The 20,440-nt window shown below is 65.2% G+C and carries 20 protein-coding genes; 16 read left to right on the top strand and 4 right to left on the bottom strand.

The features are described 5' to 3' along the window. Positions 1–11 precede the first annotated feature (11 nt). The 12 genes from hutU to ACFFJ7_RS13290 all read left to right on the top strand — a co-directional run bounded on the left by hutU (position 12) and on the right by ACFFJ7_RS13290 (position 12,266). A complete protein-coding gene (gene hutU / locus ACFFJ7_RS13345) occupies positions 12–1,676 on the top strand; it encodes a urocanate hydratase (protein WP_377592933.1) in 1,665 nt (554 codons plus the stop codon). Between the two features lie 78 nt (positions 1,677–1,754). Continuing rightward, on the top strand, positions 1,755–2,573 hold the full coding sequence (locus tag ACFFJ7_RS13340; RefSeq protein WP_377592931.1) for a transporter substrate-binding domain-containing protein: 819 nt from the start codon (positions 1,755–1,757) through the stop codon (positions 2,571–2,573). Positions 2,574–2,630: 57 nt separating this feature from the next. After that, complete coding sequence (locus ACFFJ7_RS13335) at positions 2,631–3,278, top strand: amino acid ABC transporter permease (protein WP_166950413.1); 648 nt, start codon at positions 2,631–2,633, stop codon at positions 3,276–3,278. Further along, a complete protein-coding gene (locus ACFFJ7_RS13330; RefSeq protein WP_166950415.1) occupies positions 3,278–3,940 on the top strand; it encodes an amino acid ABC transporter permease in 663 nt (220 codons plus the stop codon). Before ACFFJ7_RS13335 ends, ACFFJ7_RS13330 begins: the two co-directional genes overlap by 1 nt. Before the next feature lies 1 nt (position 3,941). Further along, a complete protein-coding gene (locus ACFFJ7_RS13325; RefSeq protein WP_166950417.1) occupies positions 3,942–4,715 on the top strand; it encodes an amino acid ABC transporter ATP-binding protein in 774 nt (257 codons plus the stop codon). A 235-nt stretch (positions 4,716–4,950) separates the two neighbouring features. Beyond that, positions 4,951–5,889: a LysR family transcriptional regulator gene (locus ACFFJ7_RS13320; protein WP_377592928.1), complete on the top strand. Its 939-nt coding sequence runs from the start codon at positions 4,951–4,953 to the stop codon at positions 5,887–5,889. A 260-nt stretch (positions 5,890–6,149) separates the two neighbouring features. After that, positions 6,150–7,637 carry an aldehyde dehydrogenase gene (locus tag ACFFJ7_RS13315; protein ID WP_377592925.1) on the top strand — a complete coding sequence of 496 codons (1,488 nt, stop codon included), beginning with the start codon at positions 6,150–6,152 and terminating at the stop codon, positions 7,635–7,637. A gap of 18 nt (positions 7,638–7,655) precedes the next feature. Next, entirely contained in the window at positions 7,656–8,816 is a 1,161-nt protein-coding gene (locus ACFFJ7_RS13310) for an acyl-CoA dehydrogenase family protein (protein ID WP_166950423.1), read from the top strand. Further along, a complete protein-coding gene (locus tag ACFFJ7_RS13305; protein WP_377592922.1) occupies positions 8,816–9,922 on the top strand; it encodes a CaiB/BaiF CoA transferase family protein in 1,107 nt (368 codons plus the stop codon). Before ACFFJ7_RS13310 ends, ACFFJ7_RS13305 begins: the two co-directional genes overlap by 1 nt. Next, complete coding sequence (locus tag ACFFJ7_RS13300) at positions 9,922–10,761, top strand: HTD2 family dehydratase (protein ID WP_377592919.1); 840 nt, start codon at positions 9,922–9,924, stop codon at positions 10,759–10,761. Before ACFFJ7_RS13305 ends, ACFFJ7_RS13300 begins: the two co-directional genes overlap by 1 nt. A gap of 8 nt (positions 10,762–10,769) precedes the next feature. Next, positions 10,770–11,564 carry an HpcH/HpaI aldolase/citrate lyase family protein gene (locus ACFFJ7_RS13295; RefSeq protein WP_377592917.1) on the top strand — a complete coding sequence of 265 codons (795 nt, stop codon included), beginning with the start codon at positions 10,770–10,772 and terminating at the stop codon, positions 11,562–11,564. Positions 11,565–11,567: 3 nt separating this feature from the next. Next, on the top strand, positions 11,568–12,266 hold the full coding sequence (locus ACFFJ7_RS13290) for an alpha/beta fold hydrolase (protein ID WP_246225173.1): 699 nt from the start codon (positions 11,568–11,570) through the stop codon (positions 12,264–12,266). 281 nt (positions 12,267–12,547) lie between these two features. On the opposite strand, the gene ACFFJ7_RS13285 is transcribed toward ACFFJ7_RS13290, so the two are convergent. The 3 genes from ACFFJ7_RS13285 to ACFFJ7_RS13275 all read right to left on the bottom strand — a co-directional run bounded on the left by ACFFJ7_RS13285 (position 12,548) and on the right by ACFFJ7_RS13275 (position 15,102). After that, positions 12,548–13,324 carry an enoyl-CoA hydratase-related protein gene (locus tag ACFFJ7_RS13285; protein ID WP_377592915.1) on the bottom strand — a complete coding sequence of 259 codons (777 nt, stop codon included), beginning with the start codon at positions 13,322–13,324 and terminating at the stop codon, positions 12,548–12,550. Continuing rightward, positions 13,321–14,361 carry a zinc-binding dehydrogenase gene (locus ACFFJ7_RS13280; RefSeq protein ID WP_377592913.1) on the bottom strand — a complete coding sequence of 347 codons (1,041 nt, stop codon included), beginning with the start codon at positions 14,359–14,361 and terminating at the stop codon, positions 13,321–13,323. The genes ACFFJ7_RS13285 and ACFFJ7_RS13280 overlap by 4 nt, the downstream gene beginning before the upstream one ends. Before the next feature lie 222 nt (positions 14,362–14,583). Next, the gene (locus ACFFJ7_RS13275) at positions 14,584–15,102 is read right to left on the bottom strand and encodes a MarR family winged helix-turn-helix transcriptional regulator (RefSeq protein WP_166950435.1); all 519 of its coding nucleotides are present in this window, start codon (positions 15,100–15,102) and stop codon (positions 14,584–14,586) included. Between the two features lie 209 nt (positions 15,103–15,311). Here ACFFJ7_RS13275 and ACFFJ7_RS13270 point away from each other — a divergent pair, with 209 nt between their 5' ends. From ACFFJ7_RS13270 to aliA, 4 genes are read left to right on the top strand one after another with little or no spacing between them, the layout of a single operon-like run. Continuing rightward, a complete protein-coding gene (locus ACFFJ7_RS13270; RefSeq protein ID WP_377592910.1) occupies positions 15,312–16,082 on the top strand; it encodes an SDR family NAD(P)-dependent oxidoreductase in 771 nt (256 codons plus the stop codon). Positions 16,083–16,093: 11 nt separating this feature from the next. Next, a complete protein-coding gene (gene badI / locus ACFFJ7_RS13265) occupies positions 16,094–16,876 on the top strand; it encodes a 2-ketocyclohexanecarboxyl-CoA hydrolase (protein WP_377592908.1) in 783 nt (260 codons plus the stop codon). A gap of 43 nt (positions 16,877–16,919) precedes the next feature. Continuing rightward, the gene (aliB, locus tag ACFFJ7_RS13260) at positions 16,920–18,080 is read left to right on the top strand and encodes a cyclohexanecarboxyl-CoA dehydrogenase (protein ID WP_377592905.1); all 1,161 of its coding nucleotides are present in this window, start codon (positions 16,920–16,922) and stop codon (positions 18,078–18,080) included. Between the two features lie 25 nt (positions 18,081–18,105). After that, entirely contained in the window at positions 18,106–19,761 is a 1,656-nt protein-coding gene (aliA, locus tag ACFFJ7_RS13255; RefSeq protein WP_377592903.1) for a cyclohexanecarboxylate-CoA ligase, read from the top strand. A gap of 192 nt (positions 19,762–19,953) precedes the next feature. On the opposite strand, the gene ACFFJ7_RS13250 is transcribed toward aliA, so the two are convergent. After that, positions 19,954–20,436, bottom strand: a complete 483-nt coding sequence (locus tag ACFFJ7_RS13250; protein WP_377592901.1) for a GNAT family N-acetyltransferase — start codon at positions 20,434–20,436, stop codon at positions 19,954–19,956. Positions 20,437–20,440 lie beyond the last annotated feature (4 nt).

Raw genomic sequence — 20,440 nt, 5'->3', positions numbered from 1 at the left:
CGGAGCGAGATATGGACGACCCACGCCACAACACCCGCGACATCTTTCCGCCGACCGGTCCCGAGATCACCGCGAAAAGCTGGCTGACCGAAGCACCGATGCGGATGCTGATGAACAACCTGCATCCCGACGTGGCTGAAAAGCCGCATGAGCTGGTCGTCTACGGCGGCATCGGCCGCGCCGCGCGGACGTGGAAGGACTTCGACCTGATCGTCGAGAGCCTGAAGAAGCTGGAAGCGGACGAGACGCTGTTGGTGCAGTCCGGCAAGCCTGTGGGCGTGTTCCGCACCCACAAGGACGCGCCGCGCGTGCTGATCGCGAACTCGAACCTCGTGCCGCACTGGGCGACCTGGGATCACTTCAACGAACTCGACCGGAAGGGGCTGGCGATGTACGGCCAGATGACCGCGGGTTCGTGGATCTACATCGGCTCGCAGGGCATCGTGCAGGGCACGTACGAGACCTTCGTCGAGGCTGGCCGCCAGCACTATGACGGCAGTCTGAAGGGTAGATGGATCCTCACCGGCGGGCTCGGCGGCATGGGAGGCGCCCAGCCGCTCGCCGCCGTGATGGCCGGCGCCTGCTGCCTCGCCGTCGAATGCGACGAGACCCGCGCCGATTTCCGCCTGCGCACCCGCTATGTCGATGAAAAGACCCAAAGCCTCGATGAGGCGCTGGCGATGATCGACCGGTGGACCAAGGCGGGCGAGGCGAAATCCGTGGCGCTGATCGGCAACGCCGGCGACGTCTTCCCGGAGCTGGTCAGGCGTGGCGTGCGGCCGGACATCGTCACCGACCAGACCTCGGCGCACGACCCGGTGCACGGCTATCTGCCCATAGGCTGGACCGTCGCCGAATGGCGGGAGCGCCAGGAAACCGATCCGAAAGGCGTCGAGCGGGCAGCCCGCGCCTCGATGAAGGTGCAGGTCGAGGCCATGGTGGCCTTCCACGCGCAGGGCATTCCGACCGTCGACTACGGCAACAACATCCGCCAGATGGCGCTTGAGGAAGGGCTTGAGAACGCCTTCGCCTTTCCCGGCTTCGTGCCCGCCTATATCCGCCCGCTGTTCTGCCGCGGCATCGGCCCCTTCCGCTGGGCGGCGCTGTCGGGCGATCCGGAGGATATCTACAAGACGGACCGGAAGGTAAAGGAACTCGTCGACGATCCGCACCTGCACAACTGGCTCGACATGGCGAGGGAGCGCATCAGCTTCCAGGGACTGCCCGCCCGCATCTGCTGGGTCGGCCTGGGCCTGCGCCACAAGCTCGGCCTCGCGTTCAACGAAATGGTGCGGACGGGTGAGCTGAAGGCGCCGGTCGTGATCGGCCGCGACCATCTCGATTCGGGTTCCGTCGCCTCGCCCAACCGCGAGACCGAGGCAATGCGGGACGGCTCCGACGCCGTTTCCGACTGGCCGCTGCTGAACGCGCTGCTGAACACCGCCTCGGGTGCGACATGGGTGTCGTTGCATCATGGCGGCGGCGTCGGTATGGGCTTCTCGCAGCATTCCGGTATGGTCATCTGCTGCGATGGCAGCGAGGATGCCGATGCGCGTCTCGCCCGGGTGCTGTGGAACGATCCCGCCACCGGGGTGATGCGTCACGCCGACGCAGGCTATCAGATCGCCATCGACTGCGCGCGCGAGTACAACCTCAACTTGCCGGGTATCCTTTGACTTCGGCGCGCGCCGCTGATTAGCTGCGGCGCGCGTCCAAATGCACAACAATGAAGCCAATTCACTGAGGAGAACGATATGACCATTATGAGAATGCTCAAATCCGCCGTATTCGGCATCGCGGCCCTTGGCCTCACCGTCCCGGCCATGGCCGATCAACTGGCGGCCGTCAAGTCGGCTGGTAAGATTGTCACCGCCACCGACATGCACTACGCGCCCTTCGACATGCTGGTGAACGGCGAATATCAGGGCATGACCAAGGACCTGTTCGATGAGGTCAGCAAGGAAATCGGAGTCGCGCCGCTCTATCAGGACATTCCGTGGACGGCCGAACTGCCGGGTCTTGAGGTCAAGAAATTCGACATCGTGATCGCTCCCGTGACCATTACACCCGAGCGGCTTGAGCGCTATGCCTTTTCCCTGCCGATCGCAGATGCGACCGTCTCGCTGGTCAAGTCGGCCAGGAATGACAAGCTGAAAAAGCCCGAAGACATCAAGGGCAAGACTGTCGGCGTTCAGCAGGGCACGGCGCAGTTCCGCCAGCTTGAGGCCTATGGCAAGGAACTCGGCGGCGTCACCGTCAAGGAATACGGCACGACCGACGAGGCATACGCCGACCTCGCCGCCGGCCGTCTGGACGCCGTCGCGGGCTCGCTGCCGAATCTGACCTATCTCGTGAAGAACCGCCCGGAGACCTTCGCGCTGTTCGAGCCTGCCTCGTTCGGCAAGCCGACCTATTTCGCGTGGGTGCTGCGCAAGGATGCGGATAGCGACAGCTTTGTCAAAGCCATCAACAGCGCGCTGCTGAAGATGACCGACGACGGCCGCGTCAAGGCCATCCAGGAAAAATGGCTGGGCAGCTATACCGAGCTGCCGCGTGAGGTTCCGACGAAGTAAGTCGCTTGCGGGCGGGGCCTGCCCCGCCCGTGTCCTCCGGCCCAAGGCGAGGGGCGCATGTTCTCGATTCCGGTTTTCCTCGAAAGTTTCTGGCCGCTGTTCTGGGCGGCGCGCTATACGGTGCTGATTTCCGTGCTGGGTATCGCGCTCGGGCTGGTGATCGGGACGCTGATCTGCGCGGCCCGGCTGTCGCCCTACCGCTGGCTGCACCGCTTTGCGGCGCTCTGGGTCAGTTTCCTGCGCGGCGTGCCTTTGCTGGTGCAACTGCTGGTGTTCTACTACGCGCTGCCGGTGATCGGGCTCGACGTGCCGGCGCTCGCCGCCGCCGTCATCACGGTGGGCGTCTGCGCCAGCGCCTATATCTCGGAAATCTGGCGCGGCGCGATCGCGGCCTTGCCGAAGGGCCAGGCGGAAGCGGCGGTCGCCATCGGCATGACCCCGCGCGATGTCTGGGCCCGCATAATTCTGCCGCAGGCGTTCACGCTGTCGCTGCCCGCCCTCGTCAACGAACTCATTCTGCTTGTCAAGGCGTCGTCGCTGGTTTCGGTCGTCGGTATTCTTGAGATCACCCGCGCCAGCCAGGCGCAGGCCGCGACCACCTTCCGCCCGCTTGAAGTCTATATCGCGGCTGCGTGCTGCTATCTGCTGCTCAACCTGTGCCTTGCGGCACTGGGGCGCTACCTCGAACACAGGACGGCCGTCTGATGGACTGGAGCATCCTGCAACAATACGGCCCGGCGCTGCTGAAGGGTTTTGGCAACACGGTCCTGTGCTGGCTTCTGGGCACGGTCTTCGGCATGGCGCTGGGGCTGGTCATCGCGCTGCTGCAGCGCTATGGATCGCGCTGGCTCAACTGGATCATCCAGGTCTATATCGAGGTCATCCGCGGCACGCCCTTTCTCGTGCAGCTCTTCGTCCTTTATTACGGCGGCCCGCTGATCGGATTGCGGCTCGATGCGCTGCCGGCAGGGCTTCTCGGCCTGACGATCTACGGCAGTCCTTATTTCGCCGAGATTTTCCGTTCGGGCTTCCGCGGCGTGCCGCACGGCCAGATCGAGGCCGCCCGCGCCATCGGCATGTCCGAGCCTGCCATTGTGCGCCGCATCCTGCTGCCGCTCGGCCTCGTCTCGTCGCTGCCGGCGCTGGTCAACTTCTCGATCATCCTGACCAAGGAAACCGTGATCCTGTCGATCATCACGGTGCCTGAGCTGATGTATCAGGTCCAGCGCATGTCGACCGAGACTTTCCGTTATGTCGAGGCCAATCTGGTGCTGGCGTTGTTCTTCTGGGCGCTGGTCGAGGCCATCTCGCGCGTTGGCCGCAGGCTCGAAACGCACGTCACGAAACATCTGATCGAGAGGACGTAAGATGCTTGCCGCGTCATCCGTCGAGATTCGCAAGGTCAACAAGCATTTCGGTCCCTTCCATGCGCTGAAGGATGTGGACCTGGTGATCGAGCCGGGCAAGGTGAACTGCCTGATCGGGCCTTCGGGTTCGGGCAAGTCCACGCTGCTGCGGTGTATCAACTTCCTTGAGGAATACGACTCGGGGGAAATCCGTATCGACGGCCAGTTGATCGGTTATGAAGCGCCCGGCAAGAAGATGTCCGGCCGCAGGCTGCGCGAGATGCGGCGCTCGATCGGCATGGTGTTCCAGCAGTTCAACCTGTGGCCGCACATGACCGCCAGGGAGAACGTGGCCGAGGGGCTGATCCGTGTGCGTGGCATGTCGAAATCCGAGGCCCATGAACGCGCCGCCGAGGCGCTGACGAAGGTGGGGCTCGCCGACAGGATGACGAACCACCCCGCGCGCCTGTCTGGCGGCCAGCAGCAGCGCGTGGCGATTGCCCGCGCCATCGCCATGGAACCACGGCTGATGTTGTTCGACGAGCCGACCTCCGCGCTGGATCCCGAACTGGTGGGCGAGGTGCTGAATGTCATGAAGACGCTCGCGGGCGAGGGCATGACCATGGTCGTGGTGACGCACGAGATGGGCTTTGCCGCGCATGTCGCCGACAAGGTGGCTTTCATGGAGAAGGGCGAACTGGTCAGCGTGGATATCCCCGATCGCATCCTGCACCATCCCGAGGATGCGCGCATCCAGTCGTTCCTGCGCACCTATCACGAGCGCAACAATTTCTGACTCCCGTTGCCTTTAGTAGCACCGCCGATTTCGGGATTGATCGTCACGAAGCGAATGCCGCCTGCCGGGGAACGAAAACCAACTCGGCCGGCGAACCGGCATCGCCTCATGGCCGCCGGTCTCTCCGCTCCCGCCCTTGCCATTGCACTTGTTGATAGCTCATGACATGGGCTATGCCACAAAGTGATGTGGCCTGACCGGATCGATGATCGTGTCAGGAGGAAAGGGAGGGATCATGGACATCTCGCAGCTCGTGACGCTGGTCCATGTCGCCGAGCTTGGCAGCATCAGCAAGGCGGCGGATCGCCTGAACACCGTTCAGCCTGCGCTGAGCCGGCAGATCCGGCTTCTGGAGCAGGAACTCGGCGTCCTGCTGTTCGAGCGCCACGGGCGCGGAATGACCATTACCGAGACGGGGCAGGACGTGCTGGACCACGCGGTGAGGGTGCTGGCCGAGCTTGATGCCATGCGCCGTTCCGTGGAGGAGGGGCGGACCTCCTTCCGCGGGATGGTCCGGATCGGCACCACGCCCACGGTTGCCGAAATCGTCACCGTGCCCCTGATGCAGCGCATCCGCCAGGCGCATCCCAATCTGAATATCCGCTTCTCCTCGGCTTTCAGCGGCTACCTTCTCGACTGGCTGAAACGCGGGGAACTCGATATCGTCGTCACCTACGATCCTCCCCCGGCGAAGTCGCTGCGTGTGACGCCCGTGATGATGGAGCAGCTCTATCTTGTGAGTTCGCGTCCGGGGCTGTCGCCGGACAGGCCCGTTCAGTTCGCGAAGCTGGCCGACGAGCAGCTCGTGCTGCCCAGCCCGCGCCACGGCCTGAGAGAGATCTTCGACGAATGCGCCAGACGGGCCGGGATTGTCTATACCCACGTCGTGGAGGCCGATTCCTTTGCGGCGATGACGGACCTCACGTGTGCCGGTTTCGGCGCCACGATGCTGCCGCTCGCGTCTATCCACCGCATGATCCGCGAAGGCCGGCTGTTCGCGGCGCCGCTCACGGACCCGACACCCGAACGCAAACTCGTCGTCTGCTACTCGGCGGACAGGCCCGTCAGCCCCGCCGCGCGCTATGTCGGCAATACGTTCATTGAAATCGCGACTGCGCTGGTGAATGCCGGCATCTGGGGCGGTCAAATGCTCGCTGCCAACAAGAAGGTATAGAATATTGCTATATCTCGAAGAGAAAAATAGCATTTTTTGATTTCTTCCCGGCACGTTACGACTATCCGGATAACGAGGCGCGGAGGATGCCATGCAGATGAACGGAACCGGACACGACGCCGGGAGACTGGCAGTAGAGTCTGCCGTGCGTTCTGCCGCCCTGCGATGGCGTTCATTTCAAGAACCGCTTCCTGGCGGCCCCCGGCTGTCAGCCGATCCGACGTGACGCAGCCGAAGCGGCGATAGCAGGGAAAAAAACGATGAGCGGCCTTGAAAGATTTTTCAACACGGTGAACGGTGCGCCGGTGCAGAGCACGACGGGACGCTGGCTCGTTTCGGAAAATCCGTATACCGGCGAGCCGTGGGCCGAGGTGCCGCAGTGCGGCGTCGCGGATGTCGAGGCTGCGGTCGAGGCTGCGCATGCCGCCTTCACCACCGGCCCGTGGGCGGCACTGACGGCCACGGCGCGGGGCAAGCTGCTGCGCCGGCTGGGCGATCTGATCGCGCGCGATGCCGAGCGGCTCGCGAAGCTGGAAACCCGGGACAACGGCAAGCTCTATGCCGAGATGTCCGGCCAGGTGCGTTACCTGCCCGAGTATTATTACTACTTCGCCGGCCTCGCCGACAAGATCGAGGGCGGCGTGCTGCCGCCCGACAAATCCGATGTCTTCATCTACACCAAGCACGAGCCTCTGGGCGTCGTGGTCTGCATCACCCCGTGGAACTCACCGCTGCTGCTGCTCACGTGGAAGCTCGCGGCCGCGCTGGCGGCGGGCAATACGGTGGTCATCAAGCCGTCCGAATTCACGTCGGTGTCGACGTTGGAGTTCGTGAAGCTGGCGGAGGAAGCGGGCTTCCCGAGCGGTGTGATCAATACCGTCACCGGCTATGGCCACGAGATCGGCGCGGCGCTGGTGGAGCATCCCAAGGTCGCCAAGGTCGCCTTCACCGGCGGCGACGCCACCGGTGCTGCGGTCTATGCCGGGGCGGCGAAGGGGCTGAAGCACGTCACGCTGGAACTGGGCGGCAAGTCCCCCAACATCATTTTTGAGGACGCCAATCTGGACGACGCGGTGAAGGGTGCCATCTCGGGTATCTTCGCCGCCTCCGGCCAGACCTGCATCGCTGGATCGCGCCTGCTGGTGCAGCGCTCGGTCTATGACGAGGTATCGCGCCGTGTCGTGGACTTCGCCGCAGGCGCCCGTCTCGGCGATCCGATGCAAGCCGACACGCAAGTCGGCCCGATCACCACGCAGCCGCAGCGCAAGAAGGTGCTCGACTATATCGCCGTGGCGAAGGCGGAGGGGGCGGAGTGCCTGCTGGGTGGCAAGGTGCCGGCGGATTCGGCGCTGAAGAACGGCTGGTTCGTGGAACCCACCATCTTCGGCAATGTCACCAACGACATGCGCATAGCCCGCGAGGAGGTGTTCGGCCCGGTGCTGTCGATCATTCCCTTCGAGGACGACGAGGACGCGATCCGCATCGCCAATGACACGATCTACGGCCTTGCCGCCGGCGTATGGACGCAGAACATGCGCCGCGCCGTCCGCATGGCCGACGCGCTGAAGGCCGGCACGGTCTGGGTGAACACCTACCGCGCCGTGAGTTTCCTGGCGCCTTTCGGCGGCTACAAGAAAAGCGGCATCGGGCGCGAGAACGGCCAGGAGGCCATCTACGAGTATCTGCAGACCAAATGCGTCTGGCTGAACCTGGCCGAGGGCGTTCCGAACCCCTTCGTGCTGCGGTGAACTTTTTCGAGTGAGGCGATGCAAACCGTGTCAGACCAGTATCAGGATATCCGTGACGCCATCCGCGATCTCTGCGGACAGTTTCCGGCGGAGTACCACCGCAAGGTCGACGAGGCCCGCGCCTATCCGGAGGAATTCGTCGACGCGCTCACGAAGGCGGGCTGGCTTGCGGCGCTCATCCCGGAGGAATACGGCGGCTCGGGGCTGGGGCTGACCGAGGCGTCCGTGATCATGGAGGAGATCAACCGCGCGGGCGGCAACTCGGGCGCCTGCCACGGCCAGATGTACAATATGAATACGCTGGTGCGCCACGGCTCGGAGGAGCAGCGCCAGCGCTATCTGCCGAAGATCGCCTCGGGCGAACTGCGCCTGCAATCCATGGGCGTGACGGAACCGACGACCGGCACGGACACGACCAAGATCAAGACGACCGCCGTCAGACGAGGCGACCGTTACGTCGTCAATGGCCAGAAGGTCTGGATCAGCCGCGTCCAGCACTCCGATCTCATGATCCTGCTGGCCCGCACCACGCCGCTGGCCGACGTGAAGAAGAAGTCCGAAGGTCTGTCGATCTTCATCGTGGACATCCAGGATGCGATGAAGAAGGGGATGGAGGTCCGCCCGATCCTCAACATGGTGAACCACGAGACCAACGAGCTGTTCTTCGACGAGCTGGAAATCCCGGCGGAGAATCTGATCGGCGAGGAGGGGCAGGGCTTCAAGTATATCCTGACCGGCCTCAACGCCGAGCGCACGCTGATCGCCGCCGAATGTATCGGTGACGGCTATTGGTTCGTCGACAAGGTATCCGAATACGTCAAGGAGCGTGTCGTGTTCGGCCGCCCGATCGGCCAGAACCAGGGCGTGCAGTTTCCCATCGCCGAAGCCTTCATCGAGGTGGAAGCCGCGAACCTGATGCGCTTCGAGGCCTGCCGCCTCTATGACGCGCACCAGCCCTGCGGCACGCAGGCCAACATGGCGAAGTATCTCGCGGCCAAGGCATCGTGGGAGGCGGCCAACGCCTGCCTGCAGTTCCACGGTGGCTTCGGCTTCGCCTGCGAGTACGACGTCGAGCGCAAGTTCCGCGAGACGCGGCTTTATCAGGTCGCGCCGATCTCGACGAACCTCATCCTCTCCTATGTGGCGGAGCATGTGCTCGGCCTGCCGAGGTCGTTCTGATGGCGGGTGAGCAGCTTCCACTCAGCGGCATCACCGTCGTCGCCATCGAGCAGGCGGTGGCCGCGCCGTTCACGTCGTCGCGCCTCGCGGATGCCGGGGCGCGCGTCATCAAGATCGAACGGCCGGAAGGGGACTTTGCCCGCGGCTATGACGACGTCGCCGGCGGGCTGTCGAGCTACTTCGTCTGGCTGAATCGCGGCAAGGAATCGCTCACGCTCGACCTGACGAAGCCCGAGGGCAAGGCGCGGCTCGCCGAATTGCTGACCGGTGCTGATGTGCTGGTCCAGAACCTGAAGCCCGGTGCGCTCGACCGCCTCGGCTTTGATCACGAGAGGCTCTCGCGGGAGTTTCCCCGGCTGATCGCGTTGTCCATCTCGGGTTATGGTGAGAGCGGGCCCATGGCCTCGCGCAAGGCCTATGACCTGCTGATCCAGGCGGAATCCGGCCTGTGTTCGGTCACCGGCGGGCCGGAGAGCCCGGCGCGCGTGGGCATCTCGATCGTCGACATCGCCACCGGCGCCACCGCCTACGCGGCGATCCTGGAAGCGCTGATCCGGCGCTCCGTTACCGGCGAGGGTGCTCATATCAGCGTCTCGATGTTCGACGTCATGGCCGACTGGCTGACCGTGCCGCTGCTCAACCACGAAGGCGGCAGGTCGCCGAAGCGGATCGGTCTCGCCCATCCCTCGATCGCTCCTTACGGCGTATTTGCGACGGGCGACGGCAAGCAGATCCTGATCTCGGTGCAGAGCGACCGCGAGTGGCGCAATCTGGCCAGGGTTTTCCTCGGCGACGAGGCGCTTGGGACCGATCCGCGCTTCGCCACCAACGTGGCGCGGGTCAGCAACCGCGCCGGGACCGATGCCGTGGTGGCGGCGGCCTTCGCCGCCCGGACGGGCGAGGAGGCGTTGGCGGACATTCAGGCTGCGGATGTCGCGTTCGCCTCGGTCAACGACATGGAAGGGCTGTCGCGCCATCCGCACCTGCGGCGGATTACGGTTGAAACGCCCGCCGGTCCGGTGTCCTATCCCGCGCCGGCGCCGGTTTTCGCGGGCGAGGAACGTCGTTATGGCGCGGTTCCGGCGCTCGGCAAGGAGGATCTTTGATGGCTGTCGACATTGCGCAGTTGCGGGAATGGATCGGGCGCGAGGAGAGCGCTTCCGAGGTGGTGACGCCGGAACTGGTCCGCCGCTTCAACGCCACGCTCGACCTGGACGGCTGCAGCCTGCCCGGCGATCCCGCACCGCTGCTGATCCATCTCTGCCTTGGCCAGCCGGCTGTTCCCGGCGCGCAGCTCGGGTCCGACGGTCATCCCGCCCGTGGCGGCTTCCTGCCGCCGGTGCCGCTGCCGCGGCGGATGTGGGCGGGCGGCGCTTTCGCCTTCCACGACGACATCCGTGTCGGCGATACGGTGACGCGCACATCCCGCATTCTCGACGTGGCCCTGAAGGAGGGCCGCTCCGGACAGCTCTGCTTCGTCACCGTGGAACACCGCATCGGCGCCGGCGGCCGCGACGTCATCACCGAGCGGCAGGACATCGTCTACCGCGACGCGGGGAGCCCGAAGCCGGCCCCCACCGCAGCCCCGGCCGCCGCGCCGGAAGGGGCGCATCGCCGCCTGATCGTGCCGACAACGACCTTGCTGTTCCGCTATTCGGCGCTTACCTTCAACGGCCACCGCATTCACTACGACGCGCCCTATGCGCGTGACGTCGAGGGCTATCCCGGGCTTGTCGTCCACGGGCCGATGCAGGCGACGATGCTGCTCCATCTCGCCGCCGACATCGGCGGCCGGGCGCCTGCGCGCTTTTCGTTCCGCAGCCTGTCGCCGCTGTTCGACAACGCGGACTTCATTCTCGATGCGGCGGAGGACGGCGCGGCCCTGAAGCTCTGGACGGCCCGCGTCGGCGGCCCGGTGGCGATGGAGGCCAAGGCGGAATGGTAGACCGCGGAATGGTAGATCTGGCTTCGATCCGCGCACCCCTCTTCGTGCCGGCCAACCGCCCCGAGCGTTTCGCCCGGGCGGCGGCGGCGGGCGCTGATACGGTGATCCTCGACCTGGAGGATGCCGTCGCCGCCGATGCCAAGGACGCAGCGCGGGCGGTGCTTGCGTGCGATTTCACCGACCTGCCGGTGATCGTGCGCATCAACGCGGTGGGCACGGTCTGGCATGAGGCGGATGTCGCGGCGGTGCGGCAACTGCCTCTCGCGGCGGTCATGCTGCCGAAGGCGGAAGATCCGGCGATGCTCGCATCGGTCTCATTGAAGCTCGGCGGCGATATCCCGCTGATCGCGCTGGTCGAGAGCGCGCGCGGCATCGCCCGTGTGCAGGCCATCGCCGCCACTCCCGGTGTGGCGCGGCTCGCCTTCGGCTCCGTCGATTTCTGCGCCGATCTGGGCTGCGCCCATCTGCGCGAGGTTCTGCTGCCGGTGCGGCTGCAACTCGTGCTGGCCTCGCGTTTGGCCGGAATCGCCGCGCCTGTCGACGGCGTCACGGTGCAGCTTGACGATGTGGCCGTCGCCCACGACGACGCGGCCCATGCCCGGGCGCTCGGCATGACGGGGAAGCTGTGCATCCACCCCAGACAGGTCGCCGAAGTGAAGAGTGCCTTCGCCCCGACGGAGGCGGAGGTTGCCTGGGCGCGGCGGGTGCTGGCATCCGGCGACGGCGCGGCCTCGGTCGATGGCGCCATGGTCGACGAGCCGGTGCGCATCCGCGCCCGCGCCATCCTGACCGAGGTGGGATGAATCATGTCCGATCTGCCGCAGCTTGTCCTGATCCCCGGCTTGCTCAACGACGCCGATCTCTGGCGCGACCAGATCGCCGGCCTGTCTGACGTCGCGCGGCCGGTCGTGGCCGACATCACGCGCGGCGAAACGCTGTCGGCACTGGCAAGCGGCGTGCTCGCCGGCGCCGAGGGCCGGTTCGCGCTCGCCGGGTTCTCGCTCGGCGGGATCGTGGCGCTGGAGATCATGCGCATCGCGCCCGAACGGGTGAGCCACCTTGCGCTGCTCGACACGACGATGCTGCCCGACAGCCCGGACCGCGCGCAGGAGCGGCGGCGGCTCATCGCCACGGCGCGTAACCCCGGAAAATTCCATGGCTTCGGCGAGCATCTGCTGCACACTTATCTCGCGCCCGAACACCTCGGCAACACGGAGATGGTCGAGCGGGTGCGCGCCATGACGGCGCGGCTAGGCCCCGAGGTGTTCGCCCGCCAGAGCCTGATCGACCGACCCGACAGCCGCGCGACGCTTGCCCGCCTGCGTTGCCCTGTGCTGGTGCTGTGCGGGGAGCATGACGCGCTGACGCCGCCGGAACTCCATCGCGAGATGGCGGTCGCCATTCCCTTCTCGCGGCTCGATATCGTGCCCCATGCCGGCCACCTCACACCCATCGAGCAGCCGCAGGCGGTGACATCGGCCCTGCTGCATCTGCTGCGGAGTTGATGGCAGTCAGCGGAACAGGGTCACGGGGAGATCGTGAAACACGGTCTTCCAGCCATGAGACGTGGAGCGCAGGGCGCATCTTGCTGATGGGCCGCATTCATCCCGTTCGCCGCCGGTCCGCAGCCCGACCAACGCGCGCCTTGCCTGTTAGAGCGCATTCCGATCAGATGGAATCATCTGATCGATCAGAATTCGCTCAATATAAGGAACCTAGAATCTGTCCTGTTTCAATGTAAACAGGACAGATTCTAGCGGCACGGATGTTTGCCGCATCGTTGCCGTCAGCGATTCCTGAACACGGGCTTGCGCTTCTCGGCGAAGGCCGTCATCCCCTCGCGTCTGTCCTCGGTGGCGAAGGTGGTGTAGAGCAGGCGCCGCTCGATGTAGATGCCTTCTGCGAGGTGGGTTTCGTAGGCGGCGTTCACCGCTTCCTTCGCCAGCATGACGATGGGGCGCGACAGGGTGGCGATCTTCGCGGCGAGCGCCACGGCCTGCGCCAGATACGTGCCCGGCGGCACGACGCGGGATACGAGGCCCATGGCGAGCGCCTCATCGGCGGCTAGCGTCCGGCCCGTCAGGATCATGTCCATCGCCACCGCCTTGCCCACGATGCGCGTCAGCCGCTGTGTGCCGCCGGCGCCGGGGATGATGCCGATCTGCGTCTCCGGCAGGCTGAAGCGTGCCGTTTCCGAGGCGACGATGATGTCGCACATGAGGGCGAGTTCGCAGCCCCCACCGACGGCATGCCCGGACACAGCCGCGACCGTTGGCTTGCGCACGCGCGAAAGGCCCTCCCACGAGGCGGTGATGAAGTTCTCGCCATAGACTTCCGCGAAAGTCTTGTCCCTGATTTCCTTGATGTCGGCGCCCGCCGCGAAGGCGCGCTCCGAGCCTGTCACCACGACGGCGCCGACCGTCTCGTCCGCATCGAACGCGGCGGCGGCCGACGAGAGTTCGGCTGTGAGCCTGCCGTTCAGCGCGTTCAGGGCCTCCGGCCGGTTCAGTGTGATGATGCCGACCGGGCCTTCGGTCGCGACGAGAATGGTCTCATAGCTCATGACGTTTCGGTGCTCTCAGCTATGCGGATGACGATCTTGCCCAGACGGGCGGGATGCTCCAGCCGCGCAAAGGCGGCTGGCACTTCGGTGAGGGGAAAGACGCTGTCGATCAGCGGCGTGAAACCGCCGCTCTCCCAGGCGCGGATCAGGCGGCGGAACTCCTCCATGTTGCCCATTGTCGAGCCGTGAACCGACAATTGCCGCACGAACAGCCGCTGGATATCGGCGGACGGATGGGCGCCGGTCGTCGCCCCGCAGGTAACGAGATGCCCGCCCCGGGCCATCGACCGCAGCGAGGCGCCCCACGTCTTTTCGCCCACGTTGTCGATCACGAGGTCCGCACCTTCGCCATCCGTCAGCGAAAGCACCGCCTTCGCCACGTCGGCGGTGCGGTAATCCACGGCGTCGATGGAGAGCGCGCGGAAATGCGCCAGCTTGTCCTCACCGGTGGTCGTCACGATCACACGGGCACCCGCCATGCGCGCGAGTTGCACGGCGGCATAGGAAACGCCGCCGCCGGCGCCCTGCACCAGCACCACGCTGCCCGGCCCCGCGGGGGCCTTGCCGAACACCATCCGCCACGCCGTGAGATAGGCGACCCCCAGCACCGCCGCCTGATCGACATCGGCATCCGGGCGGAGTTTCACCAGGGAGCGGGCAGGCAGGGAAATCTGTTCCGCGAAAGTGCCGTCGCGATGTTCTCCCGGAATTCGCGCGGTCCGGCAGAGTGGCTGGTCGCCGGCCAGGCAGTGCCGGCAGACGCCGCAGAACTCGTAAGGGTAGAGCAGAACGCGCTCCCCCGGTCTGACGTCCGCGTCGATGTCGGCTTCCATGACCTCGCCCACGCCGTCGACGCCCATGACCTGCGGCAGGCTATGGGTGATGCCGGCGCCGTTGTCGCGCATATAGAGATCGACGCGGTTGACCGATGCGGCGAGCATCCGCACCCGCACCCCGCCTTCCGGCCGCGGCGGCGCGGGTATGTCGTCATACACGACGCCTGCGGCGCCGCGCTCCTTCAGGACGATGGCTTTCATGAGCGGCCCTCCCGCAAATCATGTAAACATATTTGCATTTTATGATCAAGGGCGCCTCCACCGGAGAACGCTGTCATCCGCCAGCGCTATGGTAATCCACTCCCGTTGCATGAAGCGGGCGGATACCATGAACGGCAACTTATTGTCGTAGCGACGTCGGGTTTACGGGTTCGGCTTTTTGCCTGCGCGCGCCGGTTGCCGCGGGAGGCTTCCGGCGGCGGATCATTCCGCCGCGGCGGCCGTCCCGGACACAGGCTGCGCTTCCGGGTCGAGCGCCTTGAAATTATGCAGCATCTTGTCGAGGTAGTGGATCATGTGGATCTTGTCCTCGGTGGAGAAGCCCGTCAGCGCCTCGTCGTAATAGTCGGCGATCACGGAACGCATATCCTTGTCCCAGAGGCTGCGGCCCTTGGCTGTAAGACGCACGAGGCGCGACCGATTGTCGTTCGCATCCACCGCCCGCTCGACATAGTCGAGCACCTCAAGCCGCGACAGCACGCCCGCGAGATTCTGCCGGCTGACCAGCAGGAACGCCGCGAGGTCTCCGACAGCCACCCCGTTCTCGAAGGCGGGCCGCGTCAGCGCGCCGAGAACGGCCCACTGCTGGGTGGTAATGCCATGCTCGTCCAGCGCCCGCGTGCCCGTCTTGTGCAGCATGTTGGCGCATTGATAGAGCCGGAAGAAGAGCCTGTTGCTCAACCCGACGGACAGCCCCCCGAATGCGTCAACATCTTTCGTCATGGTGCCAGTCTTGCCTGCGGCGGCCAGGCAGTCAAGAGACGTACCGCATTAAAAATAAGGTAAATATATTGACATAAAAGTTGGGCCGGATTACGACGATTGCCGGGGAGGTCGATCCATTTCTGGATGCGACAATGGCTTCAAATCCGCAGAAAAAGCGGTTTTGTTGACGGAATCCTTATGGCCTTAAATCAGCAATGGAGGCATCTGTGAGGGGCTTGAAAGGTAAAGTAGTTGTCGTAACAGGCGGCGCGGGAGGCATCGGTTCGGCGACCGGCCGGCGATTCGCGGAAGAGGGGGCCCGTGTCGTCGTGGCCGATATCGGCGCCGAGGCGGCCGCCCGGGCGGTTGATGCCATCCGGAGCGCCGGCGGAGAGGCAACGGCGCTTGCCGTCGATCTCGTCGATTACGAAGCGACTGCCGCCGCAGTGGCAAATGTCGAGGCGGAGTTCGGTCCGATCGATGTGCTGGTCAACAACGTTGGCTGGGATCTGTTCGCCCCCTTCCTGAAATCCGAACCCGATTTCTGGACGAAGATCATCGATATCAACCTGCGCGCCGTGCTGAACATTACCAAACCCGTTGTTGCTTCGATGGTGGCGCGGGGTGTCGCCGGCCGGGTCGTCTCGATCGGTTCGGACGCCGGGCGCGTGGGATCGTCGGGCGAATCCGTCTACGCCGCCTGCAAGGCGGGCGTCATCGCCTTCTCGAAGACGCTGGCGCGCGAGCATGCCCGCCATGGCATCACTTTCAACGTGGTTTGCCCCGGCGTGACCGAGACGGCGATGCTGGAGAGCTTCATGGAAGCGGCGGGCGACAAGGAAAAGCTGCGCGTCGCCTTCACCCGGGCCGTGCCGCTCGGCCGGCTGGGCAAGCCCGACGATCTGCCCGGCGCGATCCTGTTCCTCGCCTCCGATGACGCCGCCTTCATCACCGGGCAGGTGATCTCCGTCTCCGGCGGCCTGACGATGCACGGCTGAAAGGACGAGCCATGACCTATACGGATATTCTCTATGAAGTGAAGAACGGTGCCGCCTGGATCACCATCAACCGGCCCGACAAGTATAACGCCTTTCGCGGCCACACGGTGGATGAGCTGATCCACGCGGTCCAGACCGCCGGTTGGGATCGCAAGATCGGCGTGATCGTGCTGACGGGCGCGGGCGACAAGGCCTTCTGCACGGGCGGCGACCAGTCGGCACACGATGGGCAATACGACGGCCGGGGCGTGATCGGGTTGCCCGTCGACGAGTTGCAGAGCCTGATCCGTGACGTGCCCAAGCCGGTGATCGCGCGCGTCAACGGCTTCGCCATCGGCGGCGGCAACGTGCTCGCCACCGTCTGCGACCTCACCATCGCCTCCGGAAAGGCGCAGTTCGGCCAGGTGGGCCCCAAGGTCGGTTCAGTCGATCCCGGTTTCGGCACCGCCTATCTCGCCCGCATCGTCGGCGAGAAGCGCGCCCGCGAAATCTGGTACCTCAACAGGCGCTACACCGCCGCCGAGGCGTTGGCCATGGGGCTCGTCAACGCCGTCGTTCCGCACGAGGAACTCGACGCCGAGGTCGATCGCTGGGTGGCGGAGCTGATGGAGCGCTCTCCCACCGCGCTGGCGCTGGCCAAGGTGTCGTTCAACGCCGACAGCGAAAACATCCGTGGCATCTCGGCCCTCGGGATGCGGGCGCTCAGCCTCTACTACGAGACCGACGAGAGCAAGGAAGGCGGCATCGCATTCCGCGAGAAGAGAAAGCCGGATTTCAGGAAATTCGGCAAGTAACGAAGAAAAATGAGCCTGATGGTCCAGTAACCGGGGAGGAAACATGCATCCCACGATCTTCGACACGGCGGAATTGAGCGATCTGCGCGACCTCGCCCGCAAGTTCGCGACGGAAAAGCTCGCGCCTGGCTATCAGGCGCGCGAGAAAGCCGGTGCCTTCGGCAAGGAACTGGTGCGCGAAATGGGCGGCCTCGGGCTGATCGCGCCTGAACTGCCGGAACAATTCGGCGGGCTCGGCGCGGGCGCGATCTATTCCGGCGTCATCATCGAGGAAATCGCCAAAGCGGACTTCAACTTCGGCTACGTGAACATCCTCGCGTCGCTGAACGGCCAGATCCTCGCCAGTTTCGCCAATCCGGACATCCGGCGGGAGTGGCTGCCGAAGCTCACGGCGGGCGAGATCATGATCGCCATCGCACTCACCGAACCGCGCGGCGGGTCGGATGCTGCCAATCTCGGACTGCGCATGGAACGCGCGGGTGATCATTATATCATCAATGGCGAGAAAACCTCGATCTCGGCCGCCGATCAGGCGGCTGGCGCGGTTGTCTTTGCCCGCACCGGCCGGCCGGAGGACAAGGCGCGCGGCATCTCGGCGATCTTCGTGCCCATGGACACCCCCGGCATCAGCACCACCCGCTTCACGGATGTCGGCCAGCACGCGATCGGGCGCGGCTCCATCTTCTTCGACAACGTGAAGGTGCCAGCGGAGAACCTGCTCGGAGACGAGGGCAAGGGCTTCGTGCAGGTGATGCAGGGCTTCGACTTCTCTCGCTCGCTGATCGGGCTGCAATGCCTCGGCACTGCGCGGCAGAGCCTCGATGAAACATGGGCCTACATCGGCGAGCGCCATGCCTTCGGCAAGCCGCTCGGGGCGTTCCAGGGCATCACCCACCAGCTCGCGGATTTCGATACGCGGATCGAGGGCGCGCGGCTGCTGAGCTACAACGCACTCTGGCTCAAGGACAATGACTTGCCGCATGTCGCCGAGGCGGCGATGGCGAAGTGGTGGCCGCCGCTGCTCGCCTATGAGGCGATCCATTGCTGCCTGCTGATCCACGGCCACGCCGCCTATTCCAGCGAACTGCCGTTCGAGCAGCGCTTGCGCGATGTGCTCGGCCTGCAGATCGGCGACGGCACCGCGCACATCATGAAGAACATCATAGCCCGCGAGCGCGCGGGCCGGGCGGCCGTGGCTGGCTGAACCCGGAAAGGGGAGGAAGCAAGCGATGAAATTCGATGCAGTACTGATCGAACCGCGCCGTGCAAGAATGGAAGCGGAAGGATTATGGCGCGGCAAGACCTTGCTCGATTATTTCGATGCCTGCGTGGCCGAAAGGCCCGATGCCGTGGGACTGACCGCCGTCACCGTCGCCACGGGCGATCGGCGCGATCTGACCTATGCCGGGATCGACCGTCTCGCGTGGCGCGCGGCGGCCGGCCTGCGCGGACTCGGTCTCGCCAGGGACGACGTGCTGGCCTGCCAGTTGCCGAACTCGTGGGAATTCGTCGTCCTCTACATCGCCTGCCGCCGGCTCGGCATCGTCTTCAATCCGGTGATGCCGATCTTCCGTGAGCACGAGCTGCTGTTCATGCTCCGTCACGGCGAGGTCAAGGCCTTCGTCGTGCCGCGGACGTTCCGCGGCTTCGATCACGAGGCGATGGCGGAGCGGATGCGGCCCGACCTGCCGGACCTCGAACACGTCATCGTCACCGGAGGAGAAGGGCCAAACGGCTTCGACGCCCTGCTGCTCGATCCCGCGCTCGACGACATACAGGACCTCGCGGCGATCAGCGCGCGCGACCGCGGCGACGCCGATGACGTGTGCCAACTCATTTATACGTCCGGCACCACGGGCGAGCCGAAGGGTGTGATGCACACCGCCAACACGATGTATTCCAATCTCGTGCCCTACGCGGAGCGTCTGCGCCTTGGCGCATCGGATGTCGTGTTGATGGCCTCGCCGATGGCTCATCAGACAGGCTTCATGTACGGCTTTCTGATGCCGGTGATGCTGCGCGCCCGCATGGTGCTCATGGATGTCTGGGACAAGGCAGTGGCGGCGCGGCTGCTTGAGAGCGAACGGGCGACCTTCACCATGGCCTCGACGCCGTTCCTCATGGATCTGTCGAACGCCGTGGAGGAGGAGGGAACAGATGCCTCGTCATTGCGCATTTTTCTCTGCGCCGGCACCGCTATCCCCGGTCCGCTCGTCGAACGTGCGCGCGGCGTACTCGGCGCAAAGGTCATTTCCGCGTGGGGCATGACCGAGAACGGCGCCGTGACCGTCGTCGCACCGGACGATCCGGACGAACGCTCGGTCAATACCGACGGCTTCGCCTTGCGCGGCATGGAGCTGCAGGTGCGCGGCGCCGACGGACTGCCGGCGCCGGCCGGCCACGAGGGCGAGCTTTACGTGCGCGGCTGTTCCAACTTCGTCGGCTACCTCAAACGTCCGCAATGGAACAACACCGACCCCGAGGGCTGGTTCGACACCGGCGACATCGCTCGCATGGACGAGCAGGGCTACATCCGTATCTGCGGGCGCTCCAAGGACATCATTATCCGCGGCGCGGAGAATATCCCGGTCATCGAGGTCGAGGCGCTGCTTTACAAGCACCCGGCGATACACCAGGTGGCGGTTGTCGGCTATCCCGACGCGCGGCTGGGCGAGCGCGCCTGCGCCTTCGTGGTGCTGAAGGGCGGACAGAGCTTCGACTTCGCTGAAATGACCCGCTTTCTGGAGATGCAGCGGCTGGCGAAACAGTACTTTCCCGAACGGCTCGAAATCCGCGACAAGCTGCCAGCGACCGCGTCGGGCAAGATCCAGAAGTTCGCGCTGCGCAACATCCTGAAGGCCGAAACCGGGGGCGGGGAAGCATGAACGGCACACCGCCCGCGATCTCGATCCGCCGGGCAACATGCGCCTGAATCGCGTCTGCGCCACCGGACAAGGCACACGACCCCGTCAGGCCCACAGTCTGGCGGGGATTGTTCCGATCACGGGTTCCGATCAGAATTCGCTCAAGATAAGGAACCTAGAATCTGCCCTGTTTCAACGTAAACAGGACAGATTCTAAAGGCCGTTTCCGCCGGCGGGCAGGCTCATGCCGGCGACCATCTCGCCGTCCTCGTCCAGCCCTTCCTCAAGAAAGCCTGCGGCACCATAGAGGCGGCGCGCTCCCTCGTTGTCCGGCATGTAGCAGATTGAGACCCGGCGCACATGGCGGAGCGCGGCAATTTCTTCCAGCACCGCGCGCAGGGCGGCGCGTCCATAGCCGCGGCCCTGAACGGCGCTGTCGATCATGAAGCGGTAGATCCGCGCCTCGTCGTCGTCCGCCGGCGCCTCGTACATGAGAAATCCGACGATGCGCGCCTGCGCCATCACAACGCGGGGGCGGGCGTCGGGATCGTGATCGGCCTCGTCGAGCGACTCGGCGTTGCCCGCCAACCAGTCCACTTGCCCGGGCGCGAGTTCGAGGGCCACCACGGCCTCGCGGTTGGCCGCCGTCACGGGAACGAGGCGAACGGCGGGCGGCGGAGAGGTTTCGCGGTCCATCGTC

The sequence above is a fragment of the Pseudochelatococcus lubricantis genome, from assembly GCF_042432495.1.
GTDB classification, from domain to species: domain Bacteria; phylum Pseudomonadota; class Alphaproteobacteria; order Rhizobiales; family Beijerinckiaceae; genus Pseudochelatococcus; species Pseudochelatococcus lubricantis.
The sequence above is the reverse complement of the archived record's forward strand: the minus strand, read 5'-3'. Positions and strand labels throughout refer to the sequence as shown.